Source organism: Sphingomonas sp. BK580, assembly GCF_014194975.1.
Taxonomy (GTDB): Bacteria; Pseudomonadota; Alphaproteobacteria; order Sphingomonadales; family Sphingomonadaceae; genus Sphingomonas.
Window position 1 is genome coordinate 114,599 of sequence record NZ_JACIAY010000014.1, and the last position, 25,623, is coordinate 140,221.

Here is a 25,623-nt window from a genome sequence, read left to right on the forward strand (position 1 = left end):
GGACCGTGCGCCCGTATCGAGGTGGCATGGTCCCGCTCACCCGAATGTCCCGTGCATGTACCAGCTGAGATCGCCGGTCGCGCCGCGCTCGCCGTCGCCGCGGCGGAACAGCCAGTAGCGCCGGCCCGCCTCGTCCTCGACCTGGTAATAGTCGCGCACCGCGTCGCGCTCGCCGCGGCGGCGCCACCACTCGCCCGCGATCCGCTCGGGCCCGTCGCCGCGCACCACCACGTGCGACTCGCCGCGCCAGGTGAAGCGCTTGGGTGGCTGGTCGGGCAGCTCGGCCAGCACATGGTCGAGCGGCTCGGGGCGGCGCAGCAGCCGAGTCGGGCGCGGCCAGCGCGGGTGCCACGGATGGTCCGCGGCGCGCGTGTCGAGCCGGCGCACGTCGTCGCGACGCAGCGTCGGCGCGGCGCGCTCGGGCGGGTCGAGCGGCGCGGCGCTCGCCACCGAGCGCTCGGGCACGTCGCTCTCCACCGCACGGGCGCGCCACAGCCGCGCCGCGCCGATGCGGTTGACGATCGCGTCGACCAGGGGGGCGAGGTCGGGGCGCTCGCCCTCGGCGAGATCACCGTCGAGATACTCGGGCGCGAGCGGGTCGGCGCGCTGGACGTGGAGCGTCAGCGCCTCGATCCCGAAGCCGGGGTCGATCCGCTCGACGCGGCGCACCAGCAGCCGGCGCAGATGGTCGCGCGCGCGCGTCGGCCGCGCGAAGCCCACCCGCAGCGTCTGCACCGCGGCGTCGACCCGCGTCGCGGCGAGCAGCAGCTGGCGCGCGCCGCGCCCCGCGCGCGCCAGCTCGGCGGCGAGCCGGTCGACCAATTGCCCGATCCAGTGCGCGATCGGCTCGGCGGTGAGCAGCGGCTCGGCGAAGCGCTGCTCGACCGTGATCGCCACCGGCGGTGTCACCGGCGCGAGCGGCTCGGGCGCGCGCCCGCTCGCCTGGTCGAGCCGCTGCGCCAGCGCGGTGCCGAAGCGGCGCGCCAGCGGCGCGCGCGGCAGCGCGGCGAGCTGGCCGACGGTGTCGACGCCGAGCCGGCGGAGCAGCTCGAGCGCGCGCTCGTCGACGCGGAGCGACGCCACCGGGAGCGGCGCGAGCGCGTCCAGCGTCGCGCCCGGCGGCAGGATCGTCACGCCGCCCCGCTCGGGCTCGGCATGGTGCGCGCAGGCCCAGGCGGCGCCCGCGGTATCGGCGATCGCGACGCGCGCGGTGATGCCGAGCCGCGCGAGCAGCCGCACCAGCCGCCGCGCCAGCCGCGACTCGCCGCCGTGGAGATGCGCCACGCCGGTGAGATCGAGCAGCAGCGACTGCGAGTCCGCGATCGCCACCACCGGGGTCCAGCGCCGCGCCAGCGCGACCGCGAGCCGATGCAGCGCGCGCTGGTCGCCCTCCGGGTCGGCGTCGCGCACGACGATCTCGGGGGTGGCGGCGCGCACCTGCGTCAGCGCCATGCCGGGCTCGACCCCGATCGCGCGCGCCGCGGCCGAGGCGGCGGCGATCTCGACCCGGCTGCCCACCTTCTGCACGGTGACGAGCGGCGGCGCGATGTCGTATGCCGGGCCGGGAGGGGCGCTCGCGCCGGGGTCGCGGCAGACGCGCGCGACCGTGCCGGCGGTGGTGCGCCCGGTGTCGAAGAAGGCGGCGACCTCCTTGACCGCGGCGCCGGGGTCGTTCGAGCCGGGGCGGCGCTCCTTGGCGGCGGCCTTGTCCGGGTGCGGCCCGTCGCCGGGATAGCGGATCGCGGGCATCGCGTTCCACGCGCCGCTCAGTGCGGGGGAGACGTGCGCGATGCGGTGTTCAGACGCCGCGGGCGTCCCCGGGTTTCCGACGGCAGGAGGGGGGGCAATCCCAGCACCGGGCGCGACGAGACGAACGGGTATGAGGCCCGCATCCTCTCGCCCCCTACCGTCATCCCGGACCTGTTCCGGGATCCAGCCTTGCGCGGGCATCTCGACCGCTGAACGCGCGGCAGCCTGGGCGCGGTCTGACGGCGATGAGGCGGGTGACGGTCTCGCCCTGGCCTCATCCGCGCCGCGCTCGCGCTGCCGCGACGTCGGCCGCACCCCCTCGCCCCCGGTGCGCACCGGCGCCATCACCGGCTCGGGCCAGCCGGTGGATTTCCCCCCGTCGTCGTCGGGCAGCCGCTTGAACGGGTGCTCCGCCGCCTCGCTGCGGCGCCCCATCTCGCGCATCGGCGGGCGCTGGTGCGGTGCGATCGCGGCGACGCGGCGCGCGACGTCGGCGCGGGTCTCGCCCGCCCAGCACGCGCCCGCGCCGCCGGTCGCCTCGTCGACGCCGCGCAGCGGGCCGGGCAGATAGTCGCCGTTGTCGCGCGCCCAGCGCGCGCCCGGGCGCCAGCCGGAGTTGCGCGGCGCGTCACACTGCTTGCCGCCCTGCTCGGCGTCGCCCGCCGCCTTCAGCGCGGCGAGATCGAGCGCGACGCGCGGCGACGCCTGATCGAGCGCTGCGCGCTCAGGCGGCGGCGCGAGCGCCGGCTCTGCCCGCCGCAGCCGGTCGATCGACCAGTCGGGCAGGTAGAGCGATGCGACCCGTCTCATCGCATGCCTCCACGATTGTCTGAAAAGGTTCGCCGTTGCGTTGCCGCACCAGCGCGACGTCCCAGCGCGCGCGCCCCACGCCCGCCACCGGCAGCGGCGCCGAGGGGGCGGAGCCGACGCGCCAGCGCGTCACCGCCGCGGACGGCACCGCGAGCGGGTCGGCGCCCTCGCGCGCGTGGCGCTTGAGCAGCAGCGCGATGGTGCGCCCGCCCTCGGCGGCGAGCTGGAGCCGGCGCGTCGAGGCCATCGCCGCGCGGCGCGTCTCGCCGATCACCGCGCCGAGCGCGCGGTGGCGCAGGCCCTCCTCCATCAGCGCGAGCACCTCGGCATCGTCGCTCGCCTCGGCGTAGAGCACGCGCTCGGGCGCGAGCCCCGACTGGTAGAGGCCGGGGGCGAACAGGTCGCGCCGCCGCACCACCCACAGCACCGGCCCCCAGGCGCGCGCGGCGACCCCGGCGAGGAAGAGCGTGGCCGAGGCGTCGTCGCCTAGCGCGGGCGTGGCGGCGGCGACCTCGTGCAGCGCGTCGAGCCGCAGCCCGCCGTTGGCGAGCCGCTCGTCGATCGCCGGCATGCCGAACGGCAGCACCGGGCGACGGCGATGGCCGTCTCCCTCGATCGCGCTGAGCGTATCGCGCAGGGACTGGAGGACGCTCGACTCGGACACAGGTGACGACTCGCTGGTGAAGCGTCGTTCTTAGTTTGTTCTAATGGGTTGAGTCGAGTCTGTCTGTCGGATGATGCCGCCTCGCTGGTCGCATATGGCCGGTCAGCCCTCTCCGTTTTGGCCAGAGAAGCGTCGGCAAGCGAAGCCCCTGTCTCCGTCATCCGTACCCACCTCAGGGCACCCGTCCCGCGAGAGCGGCTGCGACTGGGCGCGCGACTCCGCGCATCCTGAGACGAGTTCAGGGTGACGCCGGGTGGGGATCGGTACGCGCTGGCGCTTCGTCCCAGTCCGCGCCCTCGTGCTCCCCGAGCCGCGGGCTCGCCCGCTCGGCGACCACGCGCCTCCCGTCGAGAACGATCGGCGTCGCGAGCCCGGGCAAGCCCCCCACCAGCAGCCGCATCCCGCGTGCGACCACCTGCGGGTCGGCGAACACCTCGTCGATGCGGTTGACCGGCCCGACCGGCACCCCCGCCGCCTCGAGCGCGGCGAGCAGCGCGGCGCTCGTCCATGTCAGCGTACGCTCGATCAGCGGCGGCAGCAGCGCGGCACGGTTCGCCACGCGCGCCGGGTTGGTGGCGAAGCGCGCGTCCTCCGCCAGCGCCGGAACCGCGAGTACCGCGCACAGCCGCGCGAACTGGCGGTCGTTGCCCACCGCCACGATCAGGTCGCCGTCGCTCGTCGGGAAGCTCTGGTACGGCGCGAGGTTGGCGTGGCCGTTGCCCATCCGCCGCGGCACCGCGCCGCCGACCATCCAGTTGAGCGCCTGGTTGGCGAGCACGCCGACCTGCGTGTCGAGCAGCGCCATGTCGATGTGCGCGCCCGTGCCGGTGCTCGCGCGCGCGTGCAGCGCGGCGAGGATCGCGACGGTGGCGTAGACGCCGGTGAAGAGGTCGGCGGTGGCGACGCCGGTCTTCTGCGGCGGCCCGTCGGGCTCGCCCGTGATCGACATCATCCCGCCCATGCCCTGGACGATGAAGTCGTATCCGGCGCGCGCCGCATAGGGTCCGGTCTGGCCGAAGCCGGTGATCGAGCAGACGATCAGCCGCGGGTGGCGCGCGCGCAGCGTCGCGGCGTCGAGGCCGTATTTGACGAGGCCGCCCACCTTGTAATTCTCGATCACCACGTCCGCCCTGGCGGCGAGCGCGGCGACGCGCGCCTGTCCCGCGGGCGTGGCGATATCGACGGCGACCGAGCGCTTGCCGCGGTTGCAGGCGTGGTAATAGGCCGCCGACAGGTCGCTGTCGTCGGCGCCGCGGACGAAGGGGGGGCCCCAGTGGCGCGTGTCGTCGCCCTCGCCGGGACGCTCGACCTTGATCACGTCGGCGCCGAGGTCGGCGAGCAGCTGCCCGGCCCAGGGGCCGGCGAGGATGCGCGCCAGCTCGAGCACGCGCAGGCCGGCGAGGGGGCGGGGAGTGTCGGTCATCTCAGCGGTGTAGCGAGGCACGGCGCCGCGAAGAAGGCCGTGCGCGGTTGAAGCCGCCGCGCCCGCGGCATACAGACGCTCGCGAACCATCCAGCAGAGAGGCCGCCCCATGAAGACCCGCGCCGCCGTCGCGTTCGAGGCCAAGCGGCCGCTCGAGATCGTCGAGCTCGACCTCGAGGGGCCGAAGACGGGCGAGGTGCTGGTCGAGATCATGGCCACCGGCATCTGCCACACCGACGCATACACGCTCGACGGGCTCGACAGCGAAGGGCTGTTCCCCAGCGTGCTCGGCCACGAGGGCTGCGGCGTGGTGCGCGAGGTGGGGGCGGGCGTCACCAGCGTGGCGCCGGGCGACCACGTCATCCCGCTCTACACGCCCGAGTGCCGCCAGTGTAAGTCGTGCCTCAGCCAGAAGACCAACCTGTGCACCGCGATCCGCGCCACTCAGGGCAAGGGGCTGATGCCGGACGGCACCACGCGCTTCAGCTACAAGGGGCAGCCGATCTACCATTACATGGGCTGCTCGACCTTCTCGAACTTCACCGTGCTGCCCGAGATCGCGGTCGCCAAGATCCGCCCCGACGCGCCGTTCGACACCAGCTGCTACATCGGCTGCGGCGTCACCACCGGGGTGGGCGCGGTGGTCAACACCGCCAAGGTCGAGCCGGGCGCGACCGTGATCGTGTTCGGGCTCGGCGGGATCGGGCTCAACGTGATCCAGGGCGCGAAGCTGGCGGGCGCGCACCGCATCATCGGCGTCGACATCAACCCCGACCGCGAGGACTGGGGCCGCCGCTTCGGCATGACCGACTTCGTCAACCCGAAGGACGTGGGCGACCTCGTCCCGCACCTGATCGCGATGACCGACGGCGGCGGCGACTATACGTTCGACTGCACCGGCAACACGGTGGTCATGCGCCAGGCGCTTGAGAGCGCGCAACGCGGCTGGGGCGAGTCGATCGTGATCGGCGTCGCCGAGGCGGGCAAGGAGATCGCGACTCGCCCGTTCCAGCTCGTCACCGGGCGGGTGTGGAAGGGCACCGCGTTCGGCGGCGCGCGCGGGCGCACCGACGTGCCCAAGATCGTCGACTGGTACATGGACGGCATGATCCAGATTGACCCGATGATCACGCACCGGCTCAGCCTCGACGAGATCAACAAGGGCTTCGACCTGATGCACGCCGGCGAGAGCATCCGCAGCGTGGTGGTGTATTGAGTTAGTCAAATCCTCCCCGGCACGGGGAGGGGGACCAGCCGCAGGCTGGTGGAGGGCGTTTCTCCGCGAGCGCAGCGCTGCGTGGCGAGCCCCCTCCACCACCGCGCTGCGCGCGGCGGTCCCCCTCCCCGCCAAGCGGGGAGGAGGTGAGGAGAGAGATCATGTTCAGCCACGTCATGCTCGGCGCCGACGACGTCGCCGCCGCCCAGACCTTCTACGACGCGACGCTGGGCGCGCTCGGCGCCCCGCCGGGCGTGATCGACGAGTGGGGGCGGCTGGTCTACGCGCACGACGGCGGCCGCTTCCTCGTCACGCGCCCGATCGACGGCCAGCCCGCCAGCCACGCCAACGGCGGGACGCTCGGCTTTCGCGCGACCTCGCCCGAGCAGGTCGAGGCGTGGCACGCCGCCGGGGTGGCCAGCGGCGGCACCGCGATCGAGGCACCGCCGGGCGTGCGCCACGTCACCGGCGGGCGCGAGCTGTACCTCGCCTATCTGCGCGACCCCGCGGGCAACAAGGTCTGCGCGACCTACCGCGTCGCCTGAGCGGAGGAAGAAGCATGGAGACCGTCTCGACCGCGCGCGCGCACGGCGGCACACAGGGCGTCTACCGCCACCGCAGCGCCGCGACCGGCACCGACATGACCTTCTCGGTCTACGTCCCCGATCACGCGCCGGGCGCGACGCTGCCGGTGGTGTGGTACCTCTCGGGGCTGACCTGCACCCACGCCAACGTCACCGACAAGGGCGAGTATCGCGCGCACTGCGCGCGCCACGGGCTGATCTTCGTCGCGCCCGACACGAGTCCGCGCGGCGACGAGGTGCCCGACGAGGACCGCTGGGATTTCGCCAAGGGCGCCGGCTTCTACGTCGACGCGACCCAGGCGCCGTGGTCGACGCATTACCGGATGTGGTCCTATGTCACCGAAGAGTTGCCCGAGCTGATCGAGGCCGAATTCCCGGTCGACGCGGCGCGCCAGTCGATCATGGGCCACTCGATGGGAGGACACGGCGCGCTGACCGCGGCGCTGCGCCACCCCGGCCGTTACCGCGCGGTCTCCGCCCTCGCGCCGATCGTCGCGCCGACGCAGGTTCCCTGGGGAGAGGCGCTCGACCGTTATCTCGGCGACGACGCCGCGGCGCAGCGTCGCCACGACGCGGTCGCGCTGATCGAGGACGGCGCGCGCGTACCCGAGCTGCTGGTCGATCAGGGCGAGGCCGACGCCTTCCTCGCCGAGCAGCTCCGCCCCGAGCTGCTCGCGCGCGCCTGCGCGGCGGCGGGCATCCCGCTCGAGCTGCGGATGCGCGCGGGCTACGACCATTCGTACCTGTTCGTGTCGACGTTCATGGGCGAGCAGCTCAACTGGCACGCGGCACGGCTGAAGCGCTGAGCGGGTATCGACCGGAGGCCGCCCGCCTCGCTGCCCTTCAGGGGTGGCGCTTCCGCGTGCGCCGCGCTGGGGCGAGGCCCCACCCCAACCCCTCCCCGGAGGGGGAGGGGCTCATTCCTAGACAAAGGGCTATTCTCCCTCGCGGGGATCGGCGCGGGAAAGTGCGGGATCAGAACGAGAAGCGCACGCCGGCGTCGTAGCGCGGGCCGAAGTTCTGGTATTGCAGCAGCTGGTTGTCGAACCGGCCGGTGGTGTAATATTTGGCGTTGAAGAGGTTCGTGCCCTCGACGAACACCTGCGCGAAGGGCGTGACGTTCACCGCGACGCTGCCGTCGAACTGGCCATAGTCGCGCACGAAGATCGGCTCGTTGCCCGCGCCGCCGGCGAGCTCGCGCAGGAAGCGCTCACGCCGGTTGTAGGCGATGCGCGCCGAGACACCGTATTTCTCGTAGAAGACCGTGGCGTTCTGCGAGTTGCCGATCCCTTCCGCGGCGAACGACTGGCCCACCTGGCTGGTGTCGAAGTCGCGGTTGGTGCTGACGAAGGTCGCGTTGGCCTGGACGCCGAAGCCGCTCAGCACGCCCGGCAGCCAGTCGAGCGTGTGCACCAGGTTGAGCTCGAGCCCCTTGATGTCGAGCGACTGGGCGTTGCGCGGGCGCCGCACGCTGAAGCGCGCGGTGTTCTGGTCGACGATCAGCCCGCCCACCGGCAGCCCGATGCCCTGCGCGTTGCCCGCGTTGCGGATCGGGAACAGCTCGTCGCCGAACAGCTGGATGATGAAATCGTCCACCTTCTTGTAGAACACCGCCGCCGACAGCGTGGTCGTGCGCGTCGGATACCATTCCAGCGACAGGTCGAGGTTCTTCGCCTTGTAAGGCTTGAGGTTCGGATTGCCGCCGCTCGCGGTCAGCGTCGCCGGGCGCAGCGTGCCGATGTCGAGGCTCGGCGCCAGGTCGCCGATCGCGGGACGGGTGAGCGTCTCGTAGGCGGCGAAGCGGACCTGCAGCTCCTGCGTGAAGTTCAAGCGCGCGTTCAGCGCGGGCAGGAAGTTGCTGTATGACGATTTCTGCGAGATCGGCGTGCCGGTCGGGCTGGCGAACACGCCGACGTAGATGGTCGGGTCGGTCGGCGGGTTGCCCTGCGTCGGCGTCAGGTCGACCAGCTGGCGCTGGCTGCCCGACGAGGTCAGCTCGGTGTATTCGTAACGCGCGCCCACGTTGACCAGCCAGGGCATGCTGCCGAGGTTGCCCGAGAAGTCGACGTCGGCGTAGCTCGCCCATACCGTCTCCTTCACGCGCGTGCCCGGCTGCGGTGCGACGGCATAGCCGTTGGTCGCGGCGTAGCGCGCCGCGGTGGTGCCCGGGGCGAGATTGTACTTGGCGTCGAGCGCCGAGGTCGCCGCCGGGCTCGCCAGGAAGTTGAGGTATTTGAACGCGTCGTAGGTGAGGAAGGTGGTCGGCACCGAGCCGCTCGGCGCGCCCAGCCCCTTCACCGTGAAGGGCGACAGCAGCGAGGAGTCCGCCAGCGTCGGATAGCCGCAGTAGACGCAGCCGACGTCGTCGCCCGAGGTGACCGCGACGTTGCTCTTGTCGCGCGTCGTGCTCATCAGGCCGAAGCGTACCGTCTGGAGGATGCCGAGCGCCGGCTTCCACTCGTTGTTCCAGCGATATTCCTGCACCTTCTCGGTGACGTCGTTGCCGTTGATCCCGGCGATATGGGTGCGGCCCAGCGCCGGGTTGGTCAGCACGCCGTCGGCGAAGCCGTTGACCGTGGGGATGCCGTTCCCCTCCGCCTGGGTGAAGGAATAGGGCGTGGGCGTGCCGATCACGGTGAAATAGGAACCGCCCCCGCCCGCGTTCTTGGCGCGCGAGTAGGAGGCGTCGATCACCATCTTGAAGTTGTTGGCCGGGTTCCACTCGGCGTTGAAGCCGCCTTCCCAGGTCGTCGTCTCGCGCAGCGCGCCCGAGGAGATGAAGTCGGCGTTGCCGTTGGTGGTGAGCGAGGTCACTGTGCGGTTCTCGTCGACGGTGGCGGCGGTGTAGCTGGTCGGCTCGAACCAGGCGCCGAGCGCGCGAGTCTTCGAGTCGCTCTTGAACTTGTTGTACAGGCCGTCGAGCGTGAAGGTCAGCTCGTCGGTGGGCTGGTATTGCGCCACCACCGTCGCGCCGAAGCGGGTGCGGTCGTCGCGCGCGGTGTTCACGTCGAAGTTGCGCGGCGCGTACACGTTGGTCGCGATCGGATTGCTGTTCGGCCCGACCGAGCTGTTGGGCAGATAGCCGTCGTTGCTGACCGAGGCGATCTGCGCGATGCGGCGCTGGTACGAGACCGAGGCGAGCAGGCCGATCTTGCCGTCGGCGAAGGTGTTGCTGAGCAGCGCGAAGCCCTGCGGGGTGAATTTGTCGCTGTTCTTCTCGTACAAGGCCTTGCCGGTGACGACCGCCTTGAAGCCGTTGAGCGCCAGCGGGCGCGGCGTCTGCACGTTGATCGTCGCGCCGATGCCGCCGCCCTGCAGCGGCGCCTGCGCGGTCTTGTACACCTGCGCGCCGCTGATCAGCTCGGCCGGGATCAGGTCGAACGAGAAGGCGCGGTTGTAATTGTCGCTGGCGAAGCTGCGCCCGTTGAACAGCACGGTGTTGAACGCCGGCCCGAGGCCGCGGACGCTGACCTGCGCGCCCTCGCCGTTGGTCCGGTCGATCGCCACGCCCGGGATGCGCTGGAGCGACTCGGCGACGTTGGCGTCCGGGAACTTGCCGAGGTCCTCCGACGAGATCGCGTCGAGGATGCCGACCGCGTCGCGCTTCTGCGCGGCGGATGAGGCGATGCTGGCGCGGATGCCGGTGACGACGATATCGCCCGACGTGCCGTCGGCGTCGGCCTGGCTCGGCGGGGCGGATACGGCCGGCGGCGCGTCCTGCGCCAGCGCCGGCGTGGCGGCGATCAGCGCGCCGATCGCGCACCCCATGCCGCCCGAGAACAGAAAAGCACGCGCCGTCACTTGCCGAAAGCTGGTCGCCACCGTCATCCTCCCCTATCGCAGCCACGCTTGTTATGCGTGTGCTGTCGAAACAGTCTCACGGATATATCTGACAAATACAAGTGGGATCGATTACAGGAACGGCGCGAAGACGTCGCAGCGGAGAGGTCTGAGAAGGATTATGTCGTCTAATCAACGCCATGACGATTCGCCTGTGACTCAAGTAGTGGTCGTCGGCGGCGGCTCGGCGGGATGGATCGCGGCGTGTCGACTCGCCGCGCAGGCGCAGCGTACGCGCAGCGGCGTCGCGGTGACGCTGGTCGAATCCGCGCGCATCCCCACCGTCGGGGTCGGCGAGGGCACCTGGCCGACGATGCGCAACACCTTGGCGAAGATCGGGATATCCGAGACCGACTTCGTCCGCCGCTGCGACGCGGCGTTCAAGCAGGGTGCACGATTCGCGGGGTGGACCGATGATTCGCCGGGCGAGGGCTATTACCACCCGCTCAACCCGCCCGCGGGCGCGACCGAGCTCGACCTCGCGCCGCACTGGCTCGCCCAGTCGGACGCGCCGGAGGCGGCGGACTTCGCCACCTGGGTCGATTTCCAGGCGACGCTCTGCGACGCCGGGCTCGCGCCCAAGTCGATCACGACGCCCGAGTGGGTCGGCCAGGCGAACTACGCCTATCATCTCGACGCGGGCAAGTTCGCGACCTTGCTGCGCGAGCACGCGGTCGAGCGGCTCGGCGTGCGCCACGTGCTCGGCGACGTCGCGCGGGTGGAGCAGGGAGAGGGCGGCGACGTCACCGCGCTGGTGCTCGCCGACGGCGCCGCGATCGCGGGCGACCTGTTCGTCGACTGCACCGGTTTCGCCGCGCTGCTGATCGGCGGGGTCTACGAGGTGCCGTTCCGCCGCTGCGGCGACGTGCTGTTCGCCGATCGCGCGATCGCGCTGCAGGTGCCGTACGACAGCGAGGACGCGCCGATCACCTGCCACACCGTCTCCACCGCGCAGGCGGCGGGGTGGATCTGGGACATCGGGCTGTGGACCCGCCGCGGCGTCGGCCATGTCTACAGCAGCGCGCATATCGGCGGCGACGAGGCGGAGGCCGCGCTGCGCCGCTATGTCGGCCCCGCCGCCGACTCGCTCACCGCGCGCCGGATCACGATCGACGGCGGGCACCGCGAGCGCTTCTGGCAGAACAACGTCGTCGCGGTCGGGCTGTCGGCGGGGTTCATCGAGCCGCTCGAGGCCTCGGCGCTGATGCTGATCGAGGCGTCGATGGACGCGATCGCGGACCGGCTGCCGCGCACGCGCGGCGCGATGCACGTCGCGGCGCGCCAGTTCAACGCCGCCTTCACGCACCACTGGGCGCGGATCATCGAGTTCCTCAAGCTCCACTACGCGATCACCAAGCGCACCGACACCGACTTCTGGCGCGACAATGCCTCGCCCGCGACCTGGCCCGACGGTCTGGCCGAGCGGCTCGAGCTGTGGCGCACGCAGCCGCCCGCGCCGCAGGACTTCGAGCACGCGCGCGAGGTCTTCTCCTGGCCGAGCTACCAATATGTGCTCCACGGCATGCGCTTCGACGCGCGTTATGCCAGGATCGACCCCGCCGCGCCCGAGAGCGCCTTGGCGCGGCGCCATCTCGCCCGCGCCGAGCGCGCGCGCGCCGAGGCCGTGCAGCGGCTGCCGCGCCACCGCGACCTGATCCGCGCGGTGCGCGAGCACGGCCTCCAGGCGATATGAGCCCACCGGTCGCGCTCGACCCGCGGCGGCACGGCGGCGTGCGCTTCGACGCCGCGGCGGCGGGGCGGGGGCGCGCGATCGCGCAGCTCGGGCGCGGCGAGATCGCGCTGGCGGCGTGCGACATGCCCGTCTGCTTCGCCAAGGACGGCGGCACCGGCCGCTTCAACCTGGTCGCGCTGATGGCGCTGGGCGGCGACAACCTCTTCGCGGGCGCGGGCGGCTTCCATGCCACCTACATGCCCCAGGCGGTGCTGCTCGGCGCTTTCCGCCTCGCCGAGGGCGGGACCGGGCTCGCGATCGATCCCGCCGACGCGTCGCTCGGCGGGCGCGGCGCGGCGCTGATCGACGGCGGGGTAGTGACGCCGCTGGTGGCCGAGCTGCGCGTCGCGTTGCAGCGGCTGGTCGAGGACGTCGCCGCGGCGCGCGCGCTCGCCGAGGCGCTCGCGCGCCACCGGCTGCTGCGGCCGTGGCGGCTGGTGCTGCGCCGCGCCGACGCGCGCGAGCACGCGCTCGACGGCCTCTACACGATCGACGAGGAGGCGCTCGCCGCGCTCGACGAGGGGGCGGTGATGGCACTCCACCGTGACGGGACGCTCGCCGCGGCGGCGGTGATCGCCGCCTCGCGCCACCAGCTCGAGCGGCTGCGCCAGCTCCACGATGCCGCGCGGCCGGACGCCCGGATCGTCGCGGGCGAGCTGCCGCCGGACGACTGACTGGCGCGGCCCGGCTCGACAAACACGTTATATAGTGTATTAACGCAGCATGGCAGCGCTGAGCAGCGACGACTCGCCGGTCTATCTCCGGCTACGCGGCACGATCGCCGCGGCGATCCTGCGAGGCGACTATGGTGCGGGCGACCAGCTCCCCTCGGTGCGCGCGCTCGCCGCCGAGCACGGCGCCAATCCGCTCACCGTCGCCAAGGCGTATCAGAGCTTCCAGGACGACGGCTACGTCGAGGTGCGCCGCGGCGTCGGCATGTTCGTGCTGTCGGGGGCGGCGGAGCGGCTGCGCCGGGCGGAGCGCGAGGATTTCGTCGCGCACCAATGGCCGCGCATCCGCGAGCGGATCGACCTGCTCGGGCTCGACGCGACCGACCTGCTCGAACGAGTCGACGGCTGACGCGTTGTCGGGCGTGATGCGACGCCTGATCCCCCTCGCGGCCTGCGCCGCGCTCGCCGCCTGCCAGCAGCAGCCCGAGCAGCCCAGCAACGCCGCGCCGGTCGCGACGCCCAGCGCGTCGCCCAGCGCCACCGCCACGCCGGTCGCGGCGCTGGCGCGCTACGTCGGTCACTACCCTACCGACGCGGTGGAGGGGGGCGCCAGCTTCCTCGCCGAGCCGGCGGTGCGCGCGGCGGTGGCGGCGGCGGTGCCCGACGCGGCGGTGCGCGCGCGCGTGCTCGACCGCGACGTCACCGCCACGCCGATCGCCGAGGTCGAGGGGCGCGTGCTCTCCTACGGCTGCGAGCCGCACAACTGCGGGCCGCACAATTGGGCGATCGCGCTGACGCCCGACGGCGGCTCAGGCGCGGTCTGCTATTATGACGAGGACCGTAAGGTGGCGCGCTGGTACCCCGAGGGCGCGGGGCCGAACCCGGCGAGCGGGTGCCCGTCCGGGGAGTGAGCGGGTGCGCGGGATAGAAGGGCTCCGCCCACCGCTGCGCTTGTGCCCCGGCGCAGGCCGGGGCCCAGTTGGGTAAACCGTGGTGACTCTTGCGCAGCGTCTTCCACCTGGGCCCCGGCCTTCGCCTGGGCACGCGGATGAGTTCGGCGCGTGCGCTTTCCCTATACCGCCCCGGCGAACGCCGGGGCCCAGGTGGGGGACGGTCGATTCTCGCACGACAGCCGTCCCAACGGGACCCCGGCGTGCGCCGGGGTGGAGCTAGTGAGAGGCGGAGCACTCCTCCGCCACCACACGCCTTCGCCCCCTAGAACGCTCCCGCGGGCAGCGCGTACAGCACCTCGGCGCTCGCGCTCGCCGCCGCCTCCAGCCCGAGCGCCTCGGGCACGATCTGGTCGAGGTAGAAGGCACAGGCCGCGCGCTTCACCGCGTCGGCCGCGGGTACCGACGCCTGGCGCTCCATCAGCCAGCCGCATGACGCCACCGACAGCATCGTCAGGAACGGATAGCTCGCCGCCTGACGATCGTCCGCGCTCGCCCCCTGGAGCCGCCGCCCGACCGCCTTGCAGGCGTCGACCAGCCGCACCAGCGCGGGGTGGCGCGCGTCGCGGCGCAGGTCGGCGATCAGGTCGGCGAAGGCGCCGCCGTTGGCCAGCGAGAGCTTGCGCCCGACCAGGTCCGCCGCCTGGATCCCGTTGGTGCCCTCGTAGATCGGCGTGATCCGCGCGTCGCGGAAGAACTGCGCCGCGCCGGTCTCCTCGACATAGCCCATCCCGCCATGGACCTGCACGCCCAGGCTGGCCACCTCGTTGCCGAGATCGGTGGCGTGCGCCTTGGCGAGCGGGGTCATGATCTCGAGCCGCTCGCGCGCCTTGGCGTCGCCCAGCGTGGCGCGGTCGACCTGGCCGCAGGCGTAATAGACCAGAGCGCGCGCCGCCATCGTCTGCGCCTTCATCCGCAGCAGCATGCGGCGCACGTCGGCATGCTCGACGATCGCCGCGGGGGCGCCGTCGCGCGCGCCCTGAACGCGGTCGCGCGCGTAGGCGGCCGCCTTCTGCGTCGCGCCCTCCGCCACCTGCACCCCCTGGACGCCGACGTTGAGGCGCGCGTTGTTCATCATCGTGAACATCGCGCGCATGCCGCCATATTCCGGGCCAATCAGCTCACCGACGCAGTCGCCCTGGTCGCCGAACGACAGCACGCAGGTGGGCGAGGCGTGGAGCCCCAGCTTATGTTCGATCGACACCGCGCGCACGTCGTTAAGCGCACCGTCGAGCCTTACCTTGGGGACGAGGAACAGCGAGATGCCGCGCGTGCCCGCGGGCGCATCGGGCGTGCGCGCCAGCACGAGATGGACGATGTTGTCGGCGAGATCGTGGTCGCCGAAGCTGATGAAGATCTTGGTCCCGTTGATCAGGTACGTGCCATCCCCACGCGGTGTCGCGGTGGTGCGCAGCGCGCCGACGTCGCTGCCCGCCTGCGGCTCGGTCAGGTTCATCGTGCCGGTCCACTCGCCGCTGGCGAGCCTGGGCAGGTAGGTCGCCTGCTGCTCGGGCGTGCCGTGGTGCGCCAGCGCCTCGATCGCGCCGACGGTGAGGATCGGCGCGAGCGCGAAGCCCATGTTGGCGGTGCCGAGCGTCTCCAGCACCGCGGCCTGGACGACGAAGGGCAGGCCCTGGCCGCCCCAGCGCTCGTCGACCCCGATCGTGCCCCAGCCGCCCTCGACATAGGCCTGGTAGGCGGCGCGGTAGCCCTCGGGCATCACCACGCCCTTCGGCGTCCAGCGCGCGCCGACGCGGTCACCCGCGGTGGCGAGCGGCGCCCACTCGCCCTCCGCGAACGCGCCGATGCCCTCGAGCACCGCCTCGACCGTGTCCGCGCTGGCGGCGGCGAAGCGCTCGTGCCGCGCGATCTCGTCGAGTCCGACGACGTGATCGAGGACGAAGCGCTGGTCGGCGATGGCGGGCACGAAGGTCATTTCTCTCTCCTGTGCGCCCTCGCTATACCCGCGGCGATGAGCGCTCAACTCCCCGACATCCGACGCTACGGCACGGCCGCGGTCGCCGCGGCGGCGGCGGCGATCCGCGCCGGCGGGATCGTCGCGGTGCCGACCGAGACGGTCTACGGCCTCGCCGCCGACGCGCGTGATTCGCGCGCGGTGGCGCGGATCTACGCCGCGAAAGGGCGGCCCAGCTTCAACCCGCTGATCGTCCACGTGCTCGACCTCACCGCCGCGGAGGCGCTGGCGGTATTCGACGACGACGCGCGCGCGCTGGCGGCGCGCTTCTGGCCGGGGCCGCTGACGCTGGTGCTGCCGCTGCGCGACGGCGCGAGCGTGGCGTCACTGGCCACCGCGGGGCTCGACACGATCGCGCTGCGCGTGCCGGCACATCGCGCGATGCGCGCGCTGCTGGCCGAGAGCGGCGCGCCGCTGGCGGCGCCCTCGGCCAACGCGAGCAACGCGATCAGCCCGACCCGCGCCGAGCATGTCGCGGCGAGCCTGGGCGCGGCGGTGCCGCTGATCCTCGACGACGGCGCGACCGAGGCAGGGGTGGAGTCGACGATCGTGGCGGGACGGACGATCCTTCGCCCCGGTCCGGTCACCGCGGAGATGCTGCGCGCCGTGCTGCCGGTCGCGGCGGGGACGACCACGCACGTCAGCGCGCCGGGCCAGCTCGCGACCCATTACGCGCCGCGCAAGCCGCTGCGGCTGGGGGCGGTGTCCGCCGAGCCGGACGAGTGGCTGATCGGCTACGGCGCGGTGGCGGGCGACGACACGTTGTCCTCGACGGGCGACGCGGTCGAGGCGGCGGCGCGGCTGTTCGACTCGCTGCACCGCGCCGACGCGAGCCCGCGCGCGCGGATCGCGGTGGCGCCGGTGCCCGAGAGGGGGGTAGGGGTGGCGATCAACGATCGGCTGCGCCGCGCGGCGCGGCGCTAGGCTACACCCGCCGTGTTCCTGCGGACGCGACGCCTCCGCGTGACTCGGCCGCTAACATCCTGGTCAACCCGGAAAAGGTCCGGGATCCGGCGCTCCGTGTCCTCGTAAGGCGTTGCCCGGGCGGGAAGTGGATCCCGGAACGAGTCCGGAAGCATCGAGAAAGCGGCCCGGCGAGCACATCGGTGCCGCCGCCGGTGCGCCCCTCTCCCTATCGGAAAGGGGCGCTCCGATCTCACGCCGCCGGCGCGCTCGCCTTGCTGCGCGCGGCGAAGCTCTTGCGCAGCTTCTGCAGCTTGGGCGGGATCACCGCCATGCAATAGGGGTTCGACCGGCCCGATGTCTCCCAATAGTCCTGGTGATAGCCCTCGGCCGGGTACCAGTCGCCGAACTCCTCGATCGTGGTCACGATCTTGCCCGGCACGTTCTCCTGCGCGCGCGCGATCGCCTGATTGGCCTGCTCCTCCTGCATCACCGTCTCGGGGAAGATCGCCGAGCGATACTGCGTCCCGACGTCGTTGCCCTGGCGGTTGAGCTGCGTCGGGTCATGCGTGGCGAAGAAGATGTCGAGCAGGTCGGCGTAGCTCACCTGCGCGGGGTCGAAGCCGACGCGGATCGCCTCGGCGTGGCCGGTGTCGCCGCCGCACACCTGCTTGTAGGTCGGGTCGGGGACGTGACCGCCGATGTAGCCGCTCTCGACGCTCTCGACCCCGATCACGTCCTTGAACACCGCCTCGGTGCACCAGAAGCAGCCACCCGCCAGCGTCGCATATTCCGTCATCAGAAGCGTCTCCTTTGCGTGTCATGTAGGAAGCCGCTAGGCGGCGGCAACGGCAAGGGAGACAGCCATGACGCAGGACGCGACGCTCGACGGCAAGGTGATGGTGACCGGCGGCGCCGGCTATATCGGCAGCCACGCGGTGCTCGCGCTGCTCGACGAGGGTTATGACGTCGTCGTCATCGACAATCTCGTCACCGGCTTCGACTGGGCGGTCGACCCGCGCGCCGCCTTCGTCAACGTTGCGGTCGAGGACGCGCGCGTCCGCGACGTCATTCGAGAGCATAACGTCCGCGCGATCATGCATTTCGCCGGCTCGGTCGTGGTGCCCGAATCGGTCAGCGACCCGCTCAAATATTACCGCAACAACACCGCGGCGACGCGCAGCCTGATCGAGAGCGCGGTGGCCGAGGGCGTGCCGCACTTCATCTTCTCGTCGACCGCGGCGACCTACGGCACGCCCGAGCGTGTGCCCGTCGCCGAGAACGACCCCAAGGTGCCGATCAATCCCTACGGCATGTCCAAGCTGATGACCGAGCATATGCTCAAGGACGTCTCGGCGGCGCACCCGATGAACCACTGCTGCCTGCGCTATTTCAACGTCGCGGGAGCGGACCCGCAGGGGCGCAGCGGCCAGTCGACGGTCGGCGCGACCCACCTCATCAAGATCGCGGTCGAGGCGGCGACGGGCAAGCGCGCCGCGGTGTCGGTCTACGGCACCGACTTCCCGACCCGCGACGGCACCGGAGTGCGCGACTACATCCACGTCAGCGACCTCGCCGAGGCGCATGTCGCCGCGCTCAAGCTGCTGATCGAGCGTCCCGGCGAGAGCCACACGCTCAACTGCGGCTATGGCCGCGGCTTCTCGGTGCTCGAGGTGCTCGACGCGGTGGACCGGGTCACCAACCACTCGATCGAGCGCCGGCTGGAGGGCCGCCGCGCGGGCGACCCGGCCGAGCTGGTCGCGGACAATGCCGCGATCCTGCGCACGATCGACTGGGCGCCGCGGCGCGACGACCTGGAAGGGATCGTCCGCGACGCGCTGGCGTGGGAGCGGCAGCTGGCCGACCGCGCGCGGTGACGTGGCGCTCGCTCCTGTTCGTGCCGGGCGACCGGCCGGAGCGGATGGAGAAAGCGCTCGGGCTCGGCGCCGACGCCCTGATCCTCGACCTGGAGGACTCGGTCGCGCCCGCCGCCAAGCCGGCGGCGCGCGACGCGGTCCGCTCGCTGCTCGAGCGCGCCCCGGCCGGCCCGGCGCTGCTGGTGCGGGTCAACCCGGTCGCGAGCGAGGCGTTCGCCACCGACATCGCCGCGCTGGCGGGGGCGCCGCTGACCGGCGTGGTGCTGCCCAAGGCGGAGGGGCGCGCCACCGTCGTCGCGCTGCGCGAGGCGCTGCCGGGCGACTATGCGGTGCTGCCGATCGCGACCGAGACGCCGCGCGCCGTCTTCGCGCTCGGCGACTATGACGGCGCCGGCCTCGCGGGGTTGACCTGGGGCGCCGAGGACCTGCCCGCCGCGATCGGCGCGCTCGGCTCGCGCGAGGCGGACGGCGGCTATACCGACCCCTACAAGATGGTGCGCGCGCTCGCGCTGTTCGCCGCGCACGCCGCAGGGGTGCCCGCGATCGAGACGGTCTACCCCGATGTCCGCGACCTCGACGGGCTCGCTGCCTATGCGGCGCGCGGCCGGCGCGACGGCTTCGCCGGCATGATGGCGATCCATCCCGCGCAGGTGGCGGTGATCAACGCCGCGTTCACGCCGGACGAGGCGGAGCTCGCGGCGGCGCGGCGCGTCGTCGCGCTGTTCGAGGCGAACCCGGGTGCGGGCGCGCTCCAGCTCGACGGGCGGATGGTCGACGCGCCGCATCTCGCCGCGGCGCGGCGCCTGCTCGGGGCGGTGACGGAGCGTGCCGGCGGTTGAACGGCCGCGCCGCTCGACGCGATCACCGCCCTGGCGGACGGCTGCTCCGACGACGGCGGCGCGCCGCCGTGGCGCTCTCGGTCGCGCGATATGCCGGTCCTAGCAGGTGCTTGGTCGAGCGATCGAAGTCGCGGTCACCTCGCGCGCCGACGGCAAGAAGGCGGCGATACGCGCGCCACAGCACGAACCCGACCCAGGCAGCGCAGGCGGTGATCGAGACGGCCGCGACGGCCCTCCCATGCGCTATATGGACGAGCGAGGAGGGCGAGCGGGGCTAGCGGTACCAGCGCGATCAGCAGCGACAGGTTGTTCGCCGACGCCGGCGAACCGCGCGCCGTCATGTCGCGATCCACGAAGCGGCTCAGGCGGCGCGCACGGCTCATGTCGCTGCTCTAGCGGGCTGCCAACCCGCCGCAACCTTTAGCGCGCCAGTGAGCGCCGCAGCGTCGCGCCGAGCCACCACCAGAGCGCCGCCCAGCCCGTCCCAGCGCACCAACCCGCCAGCACGTCCGACGGCCAGTGGACGCCGAGGTACACGCGGCTCACCCCGATCGCCGCGGTCAGCAGGATCGCGATCACGAAGATGTAGCTGCGCACCGCGCGCCCCTCGGCGACCTGCGCCACCAGCCCGGCGAGGGTGAGATACACCAGCGCGCTGTTGCTGGCGTGCCCGCTCGGGAAGCTGAGCCCGGTGACCTGGACGAGATGGTCGACCAGCTCGGGTCGCGGCCGGCCGACCCAGTGTTTCGCCTGCGCCGCGACGATCGAGCCGCTGATCGTCGCCGCCGCAACCAGTGCTGCGGTGAGCCACAGCCGCCGCACCAGCAGCAGCCCGATCGTGCCCGCCACCACCAGCGTCAGCACCGTACCGCTGCCGAGCGCGGTGACGTCGACCAGCGCGGCGTGGAGCCAGCGCGGGCCGATCGGCTGCGCCAGGTCGCCGCGGACGCGCAGCGCGAGCATGATCGCGCGGTCCCAGGCGAGCGGCGCGCCCCCGCCGACCAGCAGCGCGAGCAGCGCCACGCCGACCAGCCCGGCGAGACCGAGCGCGACCCACAGGACGGGCGGGGCGGGCGGGGCCTCGCGCGGCTCCTCGGCGGGAACGGCGCGGTCGATCATCGTCTGCATGGTCGGCGACAACGAGCAGGGCGCGGGAGCGCTGCGTCGAGGCGTGAGATTTGTCGAGCGCACGGGATGGCGCGGGCATGTCGCTGGCCCCCTGACCGTGACTTCTCGTCCCTCCACCGTCATCCTCGCGAAAGCGGGGATTCGTCGACGCTGACCTCGAGGCACGTTCGACGATCCGCGCCTTTGTCCTCTTTCCGCAGGGATGACGGAGGGAAGGGACGCGTCCGTCTGCTCGCCTGTCCTCCAACGACCGTCTGTGTCGCGCCGGCCCGATCCGTCGCGCGCCATGCGGCTTCGGCACCACATCGACGGCAACAAAATGTCGCACCTCGCTGCGCCGCCGATTGACGAGCCCCCCACCGCAGCGCAGCATGTCGGTCACACACAAGAAACAATGGGGGCATTGTGGTGGTGAGCTTCAAGCGTCGCATGCTGGTGCAGCTTCTCGCGTCGGCCGCGATCGCGTCTCCCGCGGCGGCGCAGACCGCGCCGGCCGACCCGGGCGCCGCCGCGCCGACCAGCTCGGGCCAGACCACCCAGGCCGACGTGCCGCAGAACAGCAGCACCACCGACGGCGACATCATCGTCACCGCGCAGAAGCGCGACGAGAATATCCAGAACGTGCCGATCAGCATCCAGGCCATCGGAACGCGCCGGCTGGATCAGCTCAACGTCTCGAACTTCAACGAATATACCCAATTGCTGCCGTCGGTGGCGTTCCAGTCGTCGCAGCCCGGCGTCACCACCGTGTACATGCGCGGCGTCGCCTCGGGCGGCGACGGCAACCACTCGGGCTCGCTGCCGTCGGTCGGCACCTATCTCGACGAGCAGCCCGTCACCACGATCGGCGGCACGCTCGACATCCACATCTACGACGTCGCCCGGATCGAGAGCCTCGCCGGCCCGCAGGGCACGCTGTACGGCGCGTCGAGCGAGGCGGGGACGATCCGCATCATCACCAACAAGCCCGACACCGCCGGCTTCTACGGCCGCGTCGACGGCGAGGTGAACAGCGTCCACTCCGGCGGGATCGGCTATTCCACCGAGGGGATGCTCAACATCCCGTTCAGCGAGCGCATGGCGCTGCGCGTCGTCGCCTTCTACCAGCGTGACGCCGGCTTCATCGACAACGTGCCGGGCACGCGCAGCTTCCTGCCGCAGCCCGGCGGCATCACCGTCACCAACGACCCGTTCGTCGAGAAGGACTATAACGACACCGAGACCTATGGCGGCCGCGCCGCGCTCAAGATCGACCTCGACGACAATTGGACCGCGACGCCGACCCTGCTCTACCAGGAGCAGCGCAGCCACGGCAGCTACGCCTATGATCCCAAGGTCGGCGACCTCGAGGTGCAGCATTTCTACCCCGAATACCGCAAGGACCGCTTCGCCCAGGCGGCGCTGACGATCGAGGGACAGCTCGGCAACTGGGACGTGACCTATGCCGGCGCCTATCTCGACCGCCGCGCCGAGCAGTCCACCGACTATACCGACTATTCCGAGGCCTATGACTCGCTCTACTCGTCGGTGGGCGGCTTGGCGGGTTATTTCTACTATCAGGATGCCGCCGGCAACACGATCGACCCGCGCCAGCGCGTAGTCGGGCGCGACCATTTCAAGAAGACGAGCCAGGAGCTGCGCGTCGCCTCGCCCGCCGACCAGCCCTTCCGGGTCGTCGCCGGCGGTTTCTACCAGCGGCAGAGCAACCTGATCTTTCAGGACTATCAGATCCCGAACCTCGGCCCCGACGTGTCGGTCAACGGCTATACCGGCACGCTGTGGCTCACCCGCCAGCATCGTGTCGACAAGGATTACGCGGTGTTCGGCGAGGCGAGCTACGACCTCACGCCCCGGCTGACCCTGACCGCGGGCGGGCGCGCCTTCATCTACGACAACTCGCTGGTCGGCTTCTTCGGGTTCGGCCGCAACCCGAACGTCGACCCCGAGGACGGCCGGCCCTATACCGCGTCGCCGTTCAACGCCGCGGGCAGCTCGCGCACCGGGGTGGCGAGCTGTTACCTCGCGGGCGGTGGCACGTTGCGCGACGCCTATCTCAACGGCGGCGACACCAGCGCCTTCCTCACCACCAAGGACGTGGGCGCGATCCCCTGCGTCAACCTCGGCGTGGTCAAGGGCAACACGGTGGTGCCCAAGCGCGCCGACGGGCAGGGCGTGACCTACCGCTTCAACGCGACCTGGAAACCGACCGACCTGCTGCTGCTCTACGCCACCTGGTCGAAGGGCTTCCGGCCGGGCGGGATCAACCGTCGCGGCGACGTCGGCGACTATGCGGCCGACTTCCTCACCAACTACGAGCTCGGCTGGAAGACGACCTGGCTCGACGGGCGGTTGCGCATCAACGGCGCGGTATACCAGCAGAACTGGGACCAGTTCCAATTCTCGTTCCTGGGCGAGAACAGCTTCACCGTGATCCAGAACGGCCCCGACGCGCGCATCCGCGGCGTCGAGATGGACGCCAACGTCAGTGCCGGCCCGCTCTCCTTCACCGCCTCGGGCGCCTATACCGACGCCAAGACGCGGACCGACCTGTGCGAGACCGTGACCTGCCTCGGCGACGGCAGCGACGTCCTCGCGCCGAGCGGCACTCGCCTGCCCGTGACGCCGCGCTTCAAGATCGGCGGTACCGCGCGCTACACCGTGCCGATCGGCGCGGCCAAGGCGTACCTCCAGGCGCTGGTGTCGCACCAGAGTTCGGCGGCGTCGGACCTGCGCGTCGAGAAGGCAGCGGCGCTGGGGCGGATCGAGGGCTATACTACCGGCAATCTCTCGGCCGGGGCGGAATGGTCGAGCTACACGCTCGAGTTCTTCGCGCGCAATCTGTGGGACGAGCGCGGGCAGATCTCGCGCTTCCAGCAGTGCGGCGCGTGCGACCAGCGGCCGTATGTCGTGCCGATCACCCCGCGCACGATCGGGCTACGGCTGGGCGCGAAGTTCTGACGGGGCGAGGGGGCTTCGCGCGGTCCCGGCTCCCGCGTCATCCTCCCATCGCCATCTCCTTCGTGCGTCATCCTCAACGCGTCGCAGGATCCATCGGCCCGCACGCACCACGCGCATGAAGCGCGCGGCGCCATGGATCCCGGAACGAGTGCCGGATGACGCCAGGGAGACGGGGTGGCCGCGCGCGCATCGCTCCGCCCGCGCCATGCCGCGGCTGCTGAATCCGCCGATCCCGTCGCGGCGTCCTTGTCCTCGCGGACGGTCCCGCGCGCGCCCAAGCCCGCTGGCGGCGCGGCGTCAGGCCCGGTAAGCCGGTCCCCATGACCGGACCGCCGCCCGACGAGGACTCACGCTGGTTCCGCCGCGCCACCGCCGCGACGGGCCACGCGATCGTCATCACCGCGGCGGAGATCGAGCCTCCCGGGCCGGCGATCCGCTTCGTCAACGCGGCGATGTGCGCGCTCACCGGGTATGCCAAGCACGAGCTGCTCGGCGCGACGCCGCGGATCGTCCAGGGGCCCGAGACCGACCGCGCGGTGCTCGCCGCGCTGAAGCGCGCGCTGCGCGCAGGGCAGGGGTTCGCCGGCGAGACGGTCAACTACCGCAAGGACGGGACGCGCTACGTCGTTGCCTGGACCATCGACCCGATCCGCGACTCAGCCGGCACGATCGAGGGCTGGATTGGCGTGCTGCGCGACGTCAGCGCGGAACGTCGCGTCGACGCCCAGCGCGCCGCGGCCGACGCGCGGTTGCGCGCGATCTTCTCCGCCGCCTCGGTCGGTCTCTCGGAGGTCGACCAGAGCGGCCGCTTCCTGCGCGTCAACCAGGAGCTGTGCCGCCTGCTCGGCCGCGACGAGACCGAGCTGCTGCGGCTCGGCGTCGCGGACGTGACCGAGCCGCCCTATCTCGCGCCGTCCGACGCGGCGGTCGCGGCGGCGCTGACGAGCGGGCGCACCACCACCCTCGACAAATGCTACCACCGTCCCGACGGCAGCACCGTCTGGGCCAACAGCAGCATCACGCCGTTGGGCGAGGCCGGCGACCCGGCGCGCTCGCTGCTGGTCGTCACCATCGATCTCACCGCGCGCAAACGCGCCGAGGCGGCGCTGCGCGAGAGTGAGGCGCGTTTCCGCGAGTTCGGCACCGCCTCGACCGACGCGCTATGGGTACGCGACGCGCGCGACCTGCGGGTCGAATATGCCAGTCCCGCGTTCGAGCGGCTGTACGGCCTGCCGCTCGCCGCGGTCGGCGGTCCCGACGATCTGCGCCGCGTGGCGCGGCTGATCTTGCCCGCCGACCGCCCCGCCGCGCTCGACGCCGTGCGGCGGGTCCGCGCGGGCGCGACCGTCACCGCCGAGTTCCGCGTCCGCCGCGCCGCCGATGGAGCGGTACGCTGGGTACGCGACACCGCCTTCCCGATCCGCGATGCCGAGGGGCGGGTCCATCGCATCGGCGGCATCAGCGAGGACGCCACCGCGGCCAAGGCGAGCTCGGACCGGCTCGAGGTGCTCGTCGCCGAGTTGCAGCACCGCACGCGCAACCTGCTCGGCGTCGTCCGCGGTCTGTCCAATCAGCTGATCGCGAGCAGCGCCTCGCTCGACGATTTCGCCGGCCGCTTCGACGACCGGCTCAGCGCGCTGGCGCGAGTCAACGGACTGCTCGCGCGGCTGAGCGAGGGCGATCGCATCACCTTCGACGAACTGGCGCGCAGCGAACTCGAGTCGCTCGGCGGCACCGACTGGCTCGCGTCCGGCCGGGTGACGATGGCAGGGCCCCTTGGCGTGCGGCTGCGCTCGAGCACGGTGCAGACCTTCGCGCTGGCGCTCCACGAGCTTGCCACCAACGCGCTCAAGTATGGCGCGCTGTCGCCGCGCGGTGGCCGGCTCGCGCTGGACTGGCGGGTGGCGCAGGACGGGGGCGTGCCGATGCTGCATGTCACCTGGCACGAGAGCGGCGTCGCGCGCGATCCGCTCGCCGACGCGACGGCGCCGGGCGGCGGCTACGGACGCGAGCTGATCGAACATGCTTTGCCCTATCAGCTCGGCGCGCGCACGCACTTCGCGCTGCGCGATGACGGGGTCGATTGCGAGATCGCGCTGCCCGTCTCGCGCGGTACCGAAAGCGCGAGCGCGAGCGCCCGCGCTGCGCTAGAGGCGGAAGCCAGACGCCCGCCGCAGCGGGCATGACATCGGAGAGGATGGAAGACCGCATGACCCAGATGGGCCGGTTCGACTGGGCAGACCCGTTCCTGCTCGACGATCAGCTGAGCGAGGACGAGCGGATGGTGCGCGACACCGCGCGTGC

20 protein-coding genes are annotated in these 25,623 nt (G+C 72.1%); 12 read left to right on the forward strand and 8 right to left on the reverse strand.

From position 1 onward, the window contains the following. Window positions 1-36: 36 nt before the first annotated feature. The 3 genes from FHY05_RS19750 to FHY05_RS19760 all read right to left on the reverse strand — a co-directional run bounded on the left by FHY05_RS19750 (window position 37) and on the right by FHY05_RS19760 (window position 4,646). Window positions 37-2,559 (reverse strand): DUF6504 family protein, encoded by a 2,523-nt coding sequence (locus FHY05_RS19750; protein ID WP_260181722.1) that lies wholly within the window; start codon window positions 2,557-2,559, stop codon window positions 37-39. Further along, window positions 2,474-3,223, reverse strand: coding sequence for a protein ImuA (locus tag FHY05_RS19755; protein WP_311732537.1), 750 nt, complete (start codon window positions 3,221-3,223; stop codon window positions 2,474-2,476). The genes FHY05_RS19750 and FHY05_RS19755 overlap by 86 nt, the downstream gene beginning before the upstream one ends. A gap of 238 nt (window positions 3,224-3,461) precedes the next feature. After that, window positions 3,462-4,646, reverse strand: coding sequence for a CaiB/BaiF CoA-transferase family protein (locus tag FHY05_RS19760; RefSeq protein ID WP_183946141.1), 1,185 nt, complete (start codon window positions 4,644-4,646; stop codon window positions 3,462-3,464). 109 nt (window positions 4,647-4,755) lie between these two features. Between FHY05_RS19760 and FHY05_RS19765 the strand changes: the two genes are divergently transcribed. The 3 genes from FHY05_RS19765 (at window position 4,756) to fghA (ending at window position 7,252) form a co-directional block, all read left to right on the forward strand. Then, window positions 4,756-5,862: an S-(hydroxymethyl)glutathione dehydrogenase/class III alcohol dehydrogenase gene (locus FHY05_RS19765; RefSeq protein WP_183946142.1), complete on the forward strand. Its 1,107-nt coding sequence runs from the start codon at window positions 4,756-4,758 to the stop codon at window positions 5,860-5,862. 161 nt (window positions 5,863-6,023) lie between these two features. After that, window positions 6,024-6,407: a VOC family protein gene (locus tag FHY05_RS19770; RefSeq protein WP_183946143.1), complete on the forward strand. Its 384-nt coding sequence runs from the start codon at window positions 6,024-6,026 to the stop codon at window positions 6,405-6,407. A gap of 14 nt (window positions 6,408-6,421) precedes the next feature. Further along, complete coding sequence (gene fghA, locus FHY05_RS19775) at window positions 6,422-7,252, forward strand: S-formylglutathione hydrolase (RefSeq protein ID WP_183946144.1); 831 nt, start codon at window positions 6,422-6,424, stop codon at window positions 7,250-7,252. A 169-nt stretch (window positions 7,253-7,421) separates the two neighbouring features. On the opposite strand, the gene FHY05_RS19780 is transcribed toward fghA, so the two are convergent. Next, the gene (locus tag FHY05_RS19780) at window positions 7,422-10,268 is read right to left on the reverse strand and encodes a TonB-dependent receptor (RefSeq protein WP_183946145.1); all 2,847 of its coding nucleotides are present in this window, start codon (window positions 10,266-10,268) and stop codon (window positions 7,422-7,424) included. Between the two features lie 139 nt (window positions 10,269-10,407). Between FHY05_RS19780 and FHY05_RS19785 the strand changes: the two genes are divergently transcribed. Genes FHY05_RS19785 through FHY05_RS19800 form a run of 4 tightly spaced genes read left to right on the forward strand, consistent with a single transcriptional unit; the run spans window position 10,408 to window position 13,600 of the window. After that, window positions 10,408-11,979: a tryptophan halogenase family protein gene (locus tag FHY05_RS19785; RefSeq protein ID WP_183946146.1), complete on the forward strand. Its 1,572-nt coding sequence runs from the start codon at window positions 10,408-10,410 to the stop codon at window positions 11,977-11,979. Then, the gene (locus FHY05_RS19790) at window positions 11,976-12,692 is read left to right on the forward strand and encodes a SapC family protein (protein WP_183946147.1); all 717 of its coding nucleotides are present in this window, start codon (window positions 11,976-11,978) and stop codon (window positions 12,690-12,692) included. The genes FHY05_RS19785 and FHY05_RS19790 overlap by 4 nt, the downstream gene beginning before the upstream one ends. 49 nt (window positions 12,693-12,741) lie before the next feature. Beyond that, entirely contained in the window at window positions 12,742-13,098 is a 357-nt protein-coding gene (locus FHY05_RS19795; RefSeq protein WP_183946148.1) for a GntR family transcriptional regulator, read from the forward strand. A 16-nt stretch (window positions 13,099-13,114) separates the two neighbouring features. Then, entirely contained in the window at window positions 13,115-13,600 is a 486-nt protein-coding gene (locus FHY05_RS19800; protein WP_183946149.1) for a hypothetical protein, read from the forward strand. A gap of 304 nt (window positions 13,601-13,904) precedes the next feature. On the opposite strand, the gene FHY05_RS19805 is transcribed toward FHY05_RS19800, so the two are convergent. Further along, on the reverse strand, window positions 13,905-15,575 hold the full coding sequence (locus FHY05_RS19805; protein ID WP_183946150.1) for an acyl-CoA dehydrogenase: 1,671 nt from the start codon (window positions 15,573-15,575) through the stop codon (window positions 13,905-13,907). Between the two features lie 36 nt (window positions 15,576-15,611). Here FHY05_RS19805 and FHY05_RS19810 point away from each other — a divergent pair, with 36 nt between their 5' ends. After that, complete coding sequence (locus FHY05_RS19810; RefSeq protein WP_183946151.1) at window positions 15,612-16,538, forward strand: L-threonylcarbamoyladenylate synthase; 927 nt, start codon at window positions 15,612-15,614, stop codon at window positions 16,536-16,538. Window positions 16,539-16,770: 232 nt separating this feature from the next. Here FHY05_RS19810 and msrA read toward each other — a convergent pair whose 3' ends face one another. Continuing rightward, the gene (gene msrA, locus FHY05_RS19815; RefSeq protein WP_183946152.1) at window positions 16,771-17,316 is read right to left on the reverse strand and encodes a peptide-methionine (S)-S-oxide reductase MsrA; all 546 of its coding nucleotides are present in this window, start codon (window positions 17,314-17,316) and stop codon (window positions 16,771-16,773) included. A gap of 67 nt (window positions 17,317-17,383) precedes the next feature. Between msrA and galE the strand changes: the two genes are divergently transcribed. Beyond that, window positions 17,384-18,394 carry a UDP-glucose 4-epimerase GalE gene (gene galE, locus FHY05_RS19820; protein WP_183946153.1) on the forward strand — a complete coding sequence of 337 codons (1,011 nt, stop codon included), beginning with the start codon at window positions 17,384-17,386 and terminating at the stop codon, window positions 18,392-18,394. Then, window positions 18,391-19,233: a CoA ester lyase gene (locus FHY05_RS19825; RefSeq protein WP_183946154.1), complete on the forward strand. Its 843-nt coding sequence runs from the start codon at window positions 18,391-18,393 to the stop codon at window positions 19,231-19,233. Before galE ends, FHY05_RS19825 begins: the two co-directional genes overlap by 4 nt. A 134-nt stretch (window positions 19,234-19,367) precedes the next feature. Here FHY05_RS19825 and FHY05_RS19830 read toward each other — a convergent pair whose 3' ends face one another. Continuing rightward, window positions 19,368-19,616 carry a hypothetical protein gene (locus FHY05_RS19830; protein WP_183946155.1) on the reverse strand — a complete coding sequence of 83 codons (249 nt, stop codon included), beginning with the start codon at window positions 19,614-19,616 and terminating at the stop codon, window positions 19,368-19,370. 37 nt (window positions 19,617-19,653) lie between these two features. Next, the gene (locus FHY05_RS19835; RefSeq protein ID WP_260181723.1) at window positions 19,654-20,361 is read right to left on the reverse strand and encodes a phosphatase PAP2 family protein; all 708 of its coding nucleotides are present in this window, start codon (window positions 20,359-20,361) and stop codon (window positions 19,654-19,656) included. A 411-nt stretch (window positions 20,362-20,772) separates the two neighbouring features. On the opposite strand from FHY05_RS19835, the gene FHY05_RS19840 reads away from it, so the two are divergent. Then, window positions 20,773-23,319: a TonB-dependent receptor domain-containing protein gene (locus FHY05_RS19840; protein ID WP_311732538.1), complete on the forward strand. Its 2,547-nt coding sequence runs from the start codon at window positions 20,773-20,775 to the stop codon at window positions 23,317-23,319. Between the two features lie 320 nt (window positions 23,320-23,639). After that, the gene (locus tag FHY05_RS19845; RefSeq protein WP_183946156.1) at window positions 23,640-25,505 is read left to right on the forward strand and encodes a PAS domain S-box protein; all 1,866 of its coding nucleotides are present in this window, start codon (window positions 23,640-23,642) and stop codon (window positions 25,503-25,505) included. Window positions 25,506-25,623 lie beyond the last annotated feature (118 nt).

Bases quoted from the DNA above. Each gene is read 5' to 3' on its own strand.
- FHY05_RS19800 (WP_183946149.1), top strand. From the start codon at position 13,115: ATGCGACGCCTGATCCCCCTCGCGGCCTGCGCCGCGCTCGCCGCCTGC.
- FHY05_RS19750 (WP_260181722.1), bottom strand. From the start codon at position 2,559: ATGAGACGGGTCGCATCGCTCTACCTGCCCGACTGGTCGATCGACCGG.
- FHY05_RS19765 (WP_183946142.1), top strand. From the start codon at position 4,756: ATGAAGACCCGCGCCGCCGTCGCGTTCGAGGCCAAGCGGCCGCTCGAG.
- FHY05_RS19835 (WP_260181723.1), bottom strand. From the start codon at position 20,361: ATGCAGACGATGATCGACCGCGCCGTTCCCGCCGAGGAGCCGCGCGAG.
- FHY05_RS19845 (WP_183946156.1), top strand. From the start codon at position 23,640: ATGACCGGACCGCCGCCCGACGAGGACTCACGCTGGTTCCGCCGCGCC.
- FHY05_RS19810 (WP_183946151.1), top strand. From the start codon at position 15,612: ATGAGCGCTCAACTCCCCGACATCCGACGCTACGGCACGGCCGCGGTC.
- FHY05_RS19830 (WP_183946155.1), bottom strand. From the start codon at position 19,616: ATGAGCCGTGCGCGCCGCCTGAGCCGCTTCGTGGATCGCGACATGACG.
- galE (WP_183946153.1), top strand. From the start codon at position 17,384: ATGACGCAGGACGCGACGCTCGACGGCAAGGTGATGGTGACCGGCGGC.
- FHY05_RS19805 (WP_183946150.1), bottom strand. From the start codon at position 15,575: ATGACCTTCGTGCCCGCCATCGCCGACCAGCGCTTCGTCCTCGATCAC.
- msrA (WP_183946152.1), bottom strand. From the start codon at position 17,316: ATGACGGAATATGCGACGCTGGCGGGTGGCTGCTTCTGGTGCACCGAG.
- FHY05_RS19760 (WP_183946141.1), bottom strand. From the start codon at position 4,646: ATGACCGACACTCCCCGCCCCCTCGCCGGCCTGCGCGTGCTCGAGCTG.
- fghA (WP_183946144.1), top strand. From the start codon at position 6,422: ATGGAGACCGTCTCGACCGCGCGCGCGCACGGCGGCACACAGGGCGTC.
- FHY05_RS19785 (WP_183946146.1), top strand. From the start codon at position 10,408: ATGTCGTCTAATCAACGCCATGACGATTCGCCTGTGACTCAAGTAGTG.
- FHY05_RS19770 (WP_183946143.1), top strand. From the start codon at position 6,024: ATGTTCAGCCACGTCATGCTCGGCGCCGACGACGTCGCCGCCGCCCAG.
- FHY05_RS19790 (WP_183946147.1), top strand. From the start codon at position 11,976: ATGAGCCCACCGGTCGCGCTCGACCCGCGGCGGCACGGCGGCGTGCGC.
- FHY05_RS19795 (WP_183946148.1), top strand. From the start codon at position 12,742: ATGGCAGCGCTGAGCAGCGACGACTCGCCGGTCTATCTCCGGCTACGC.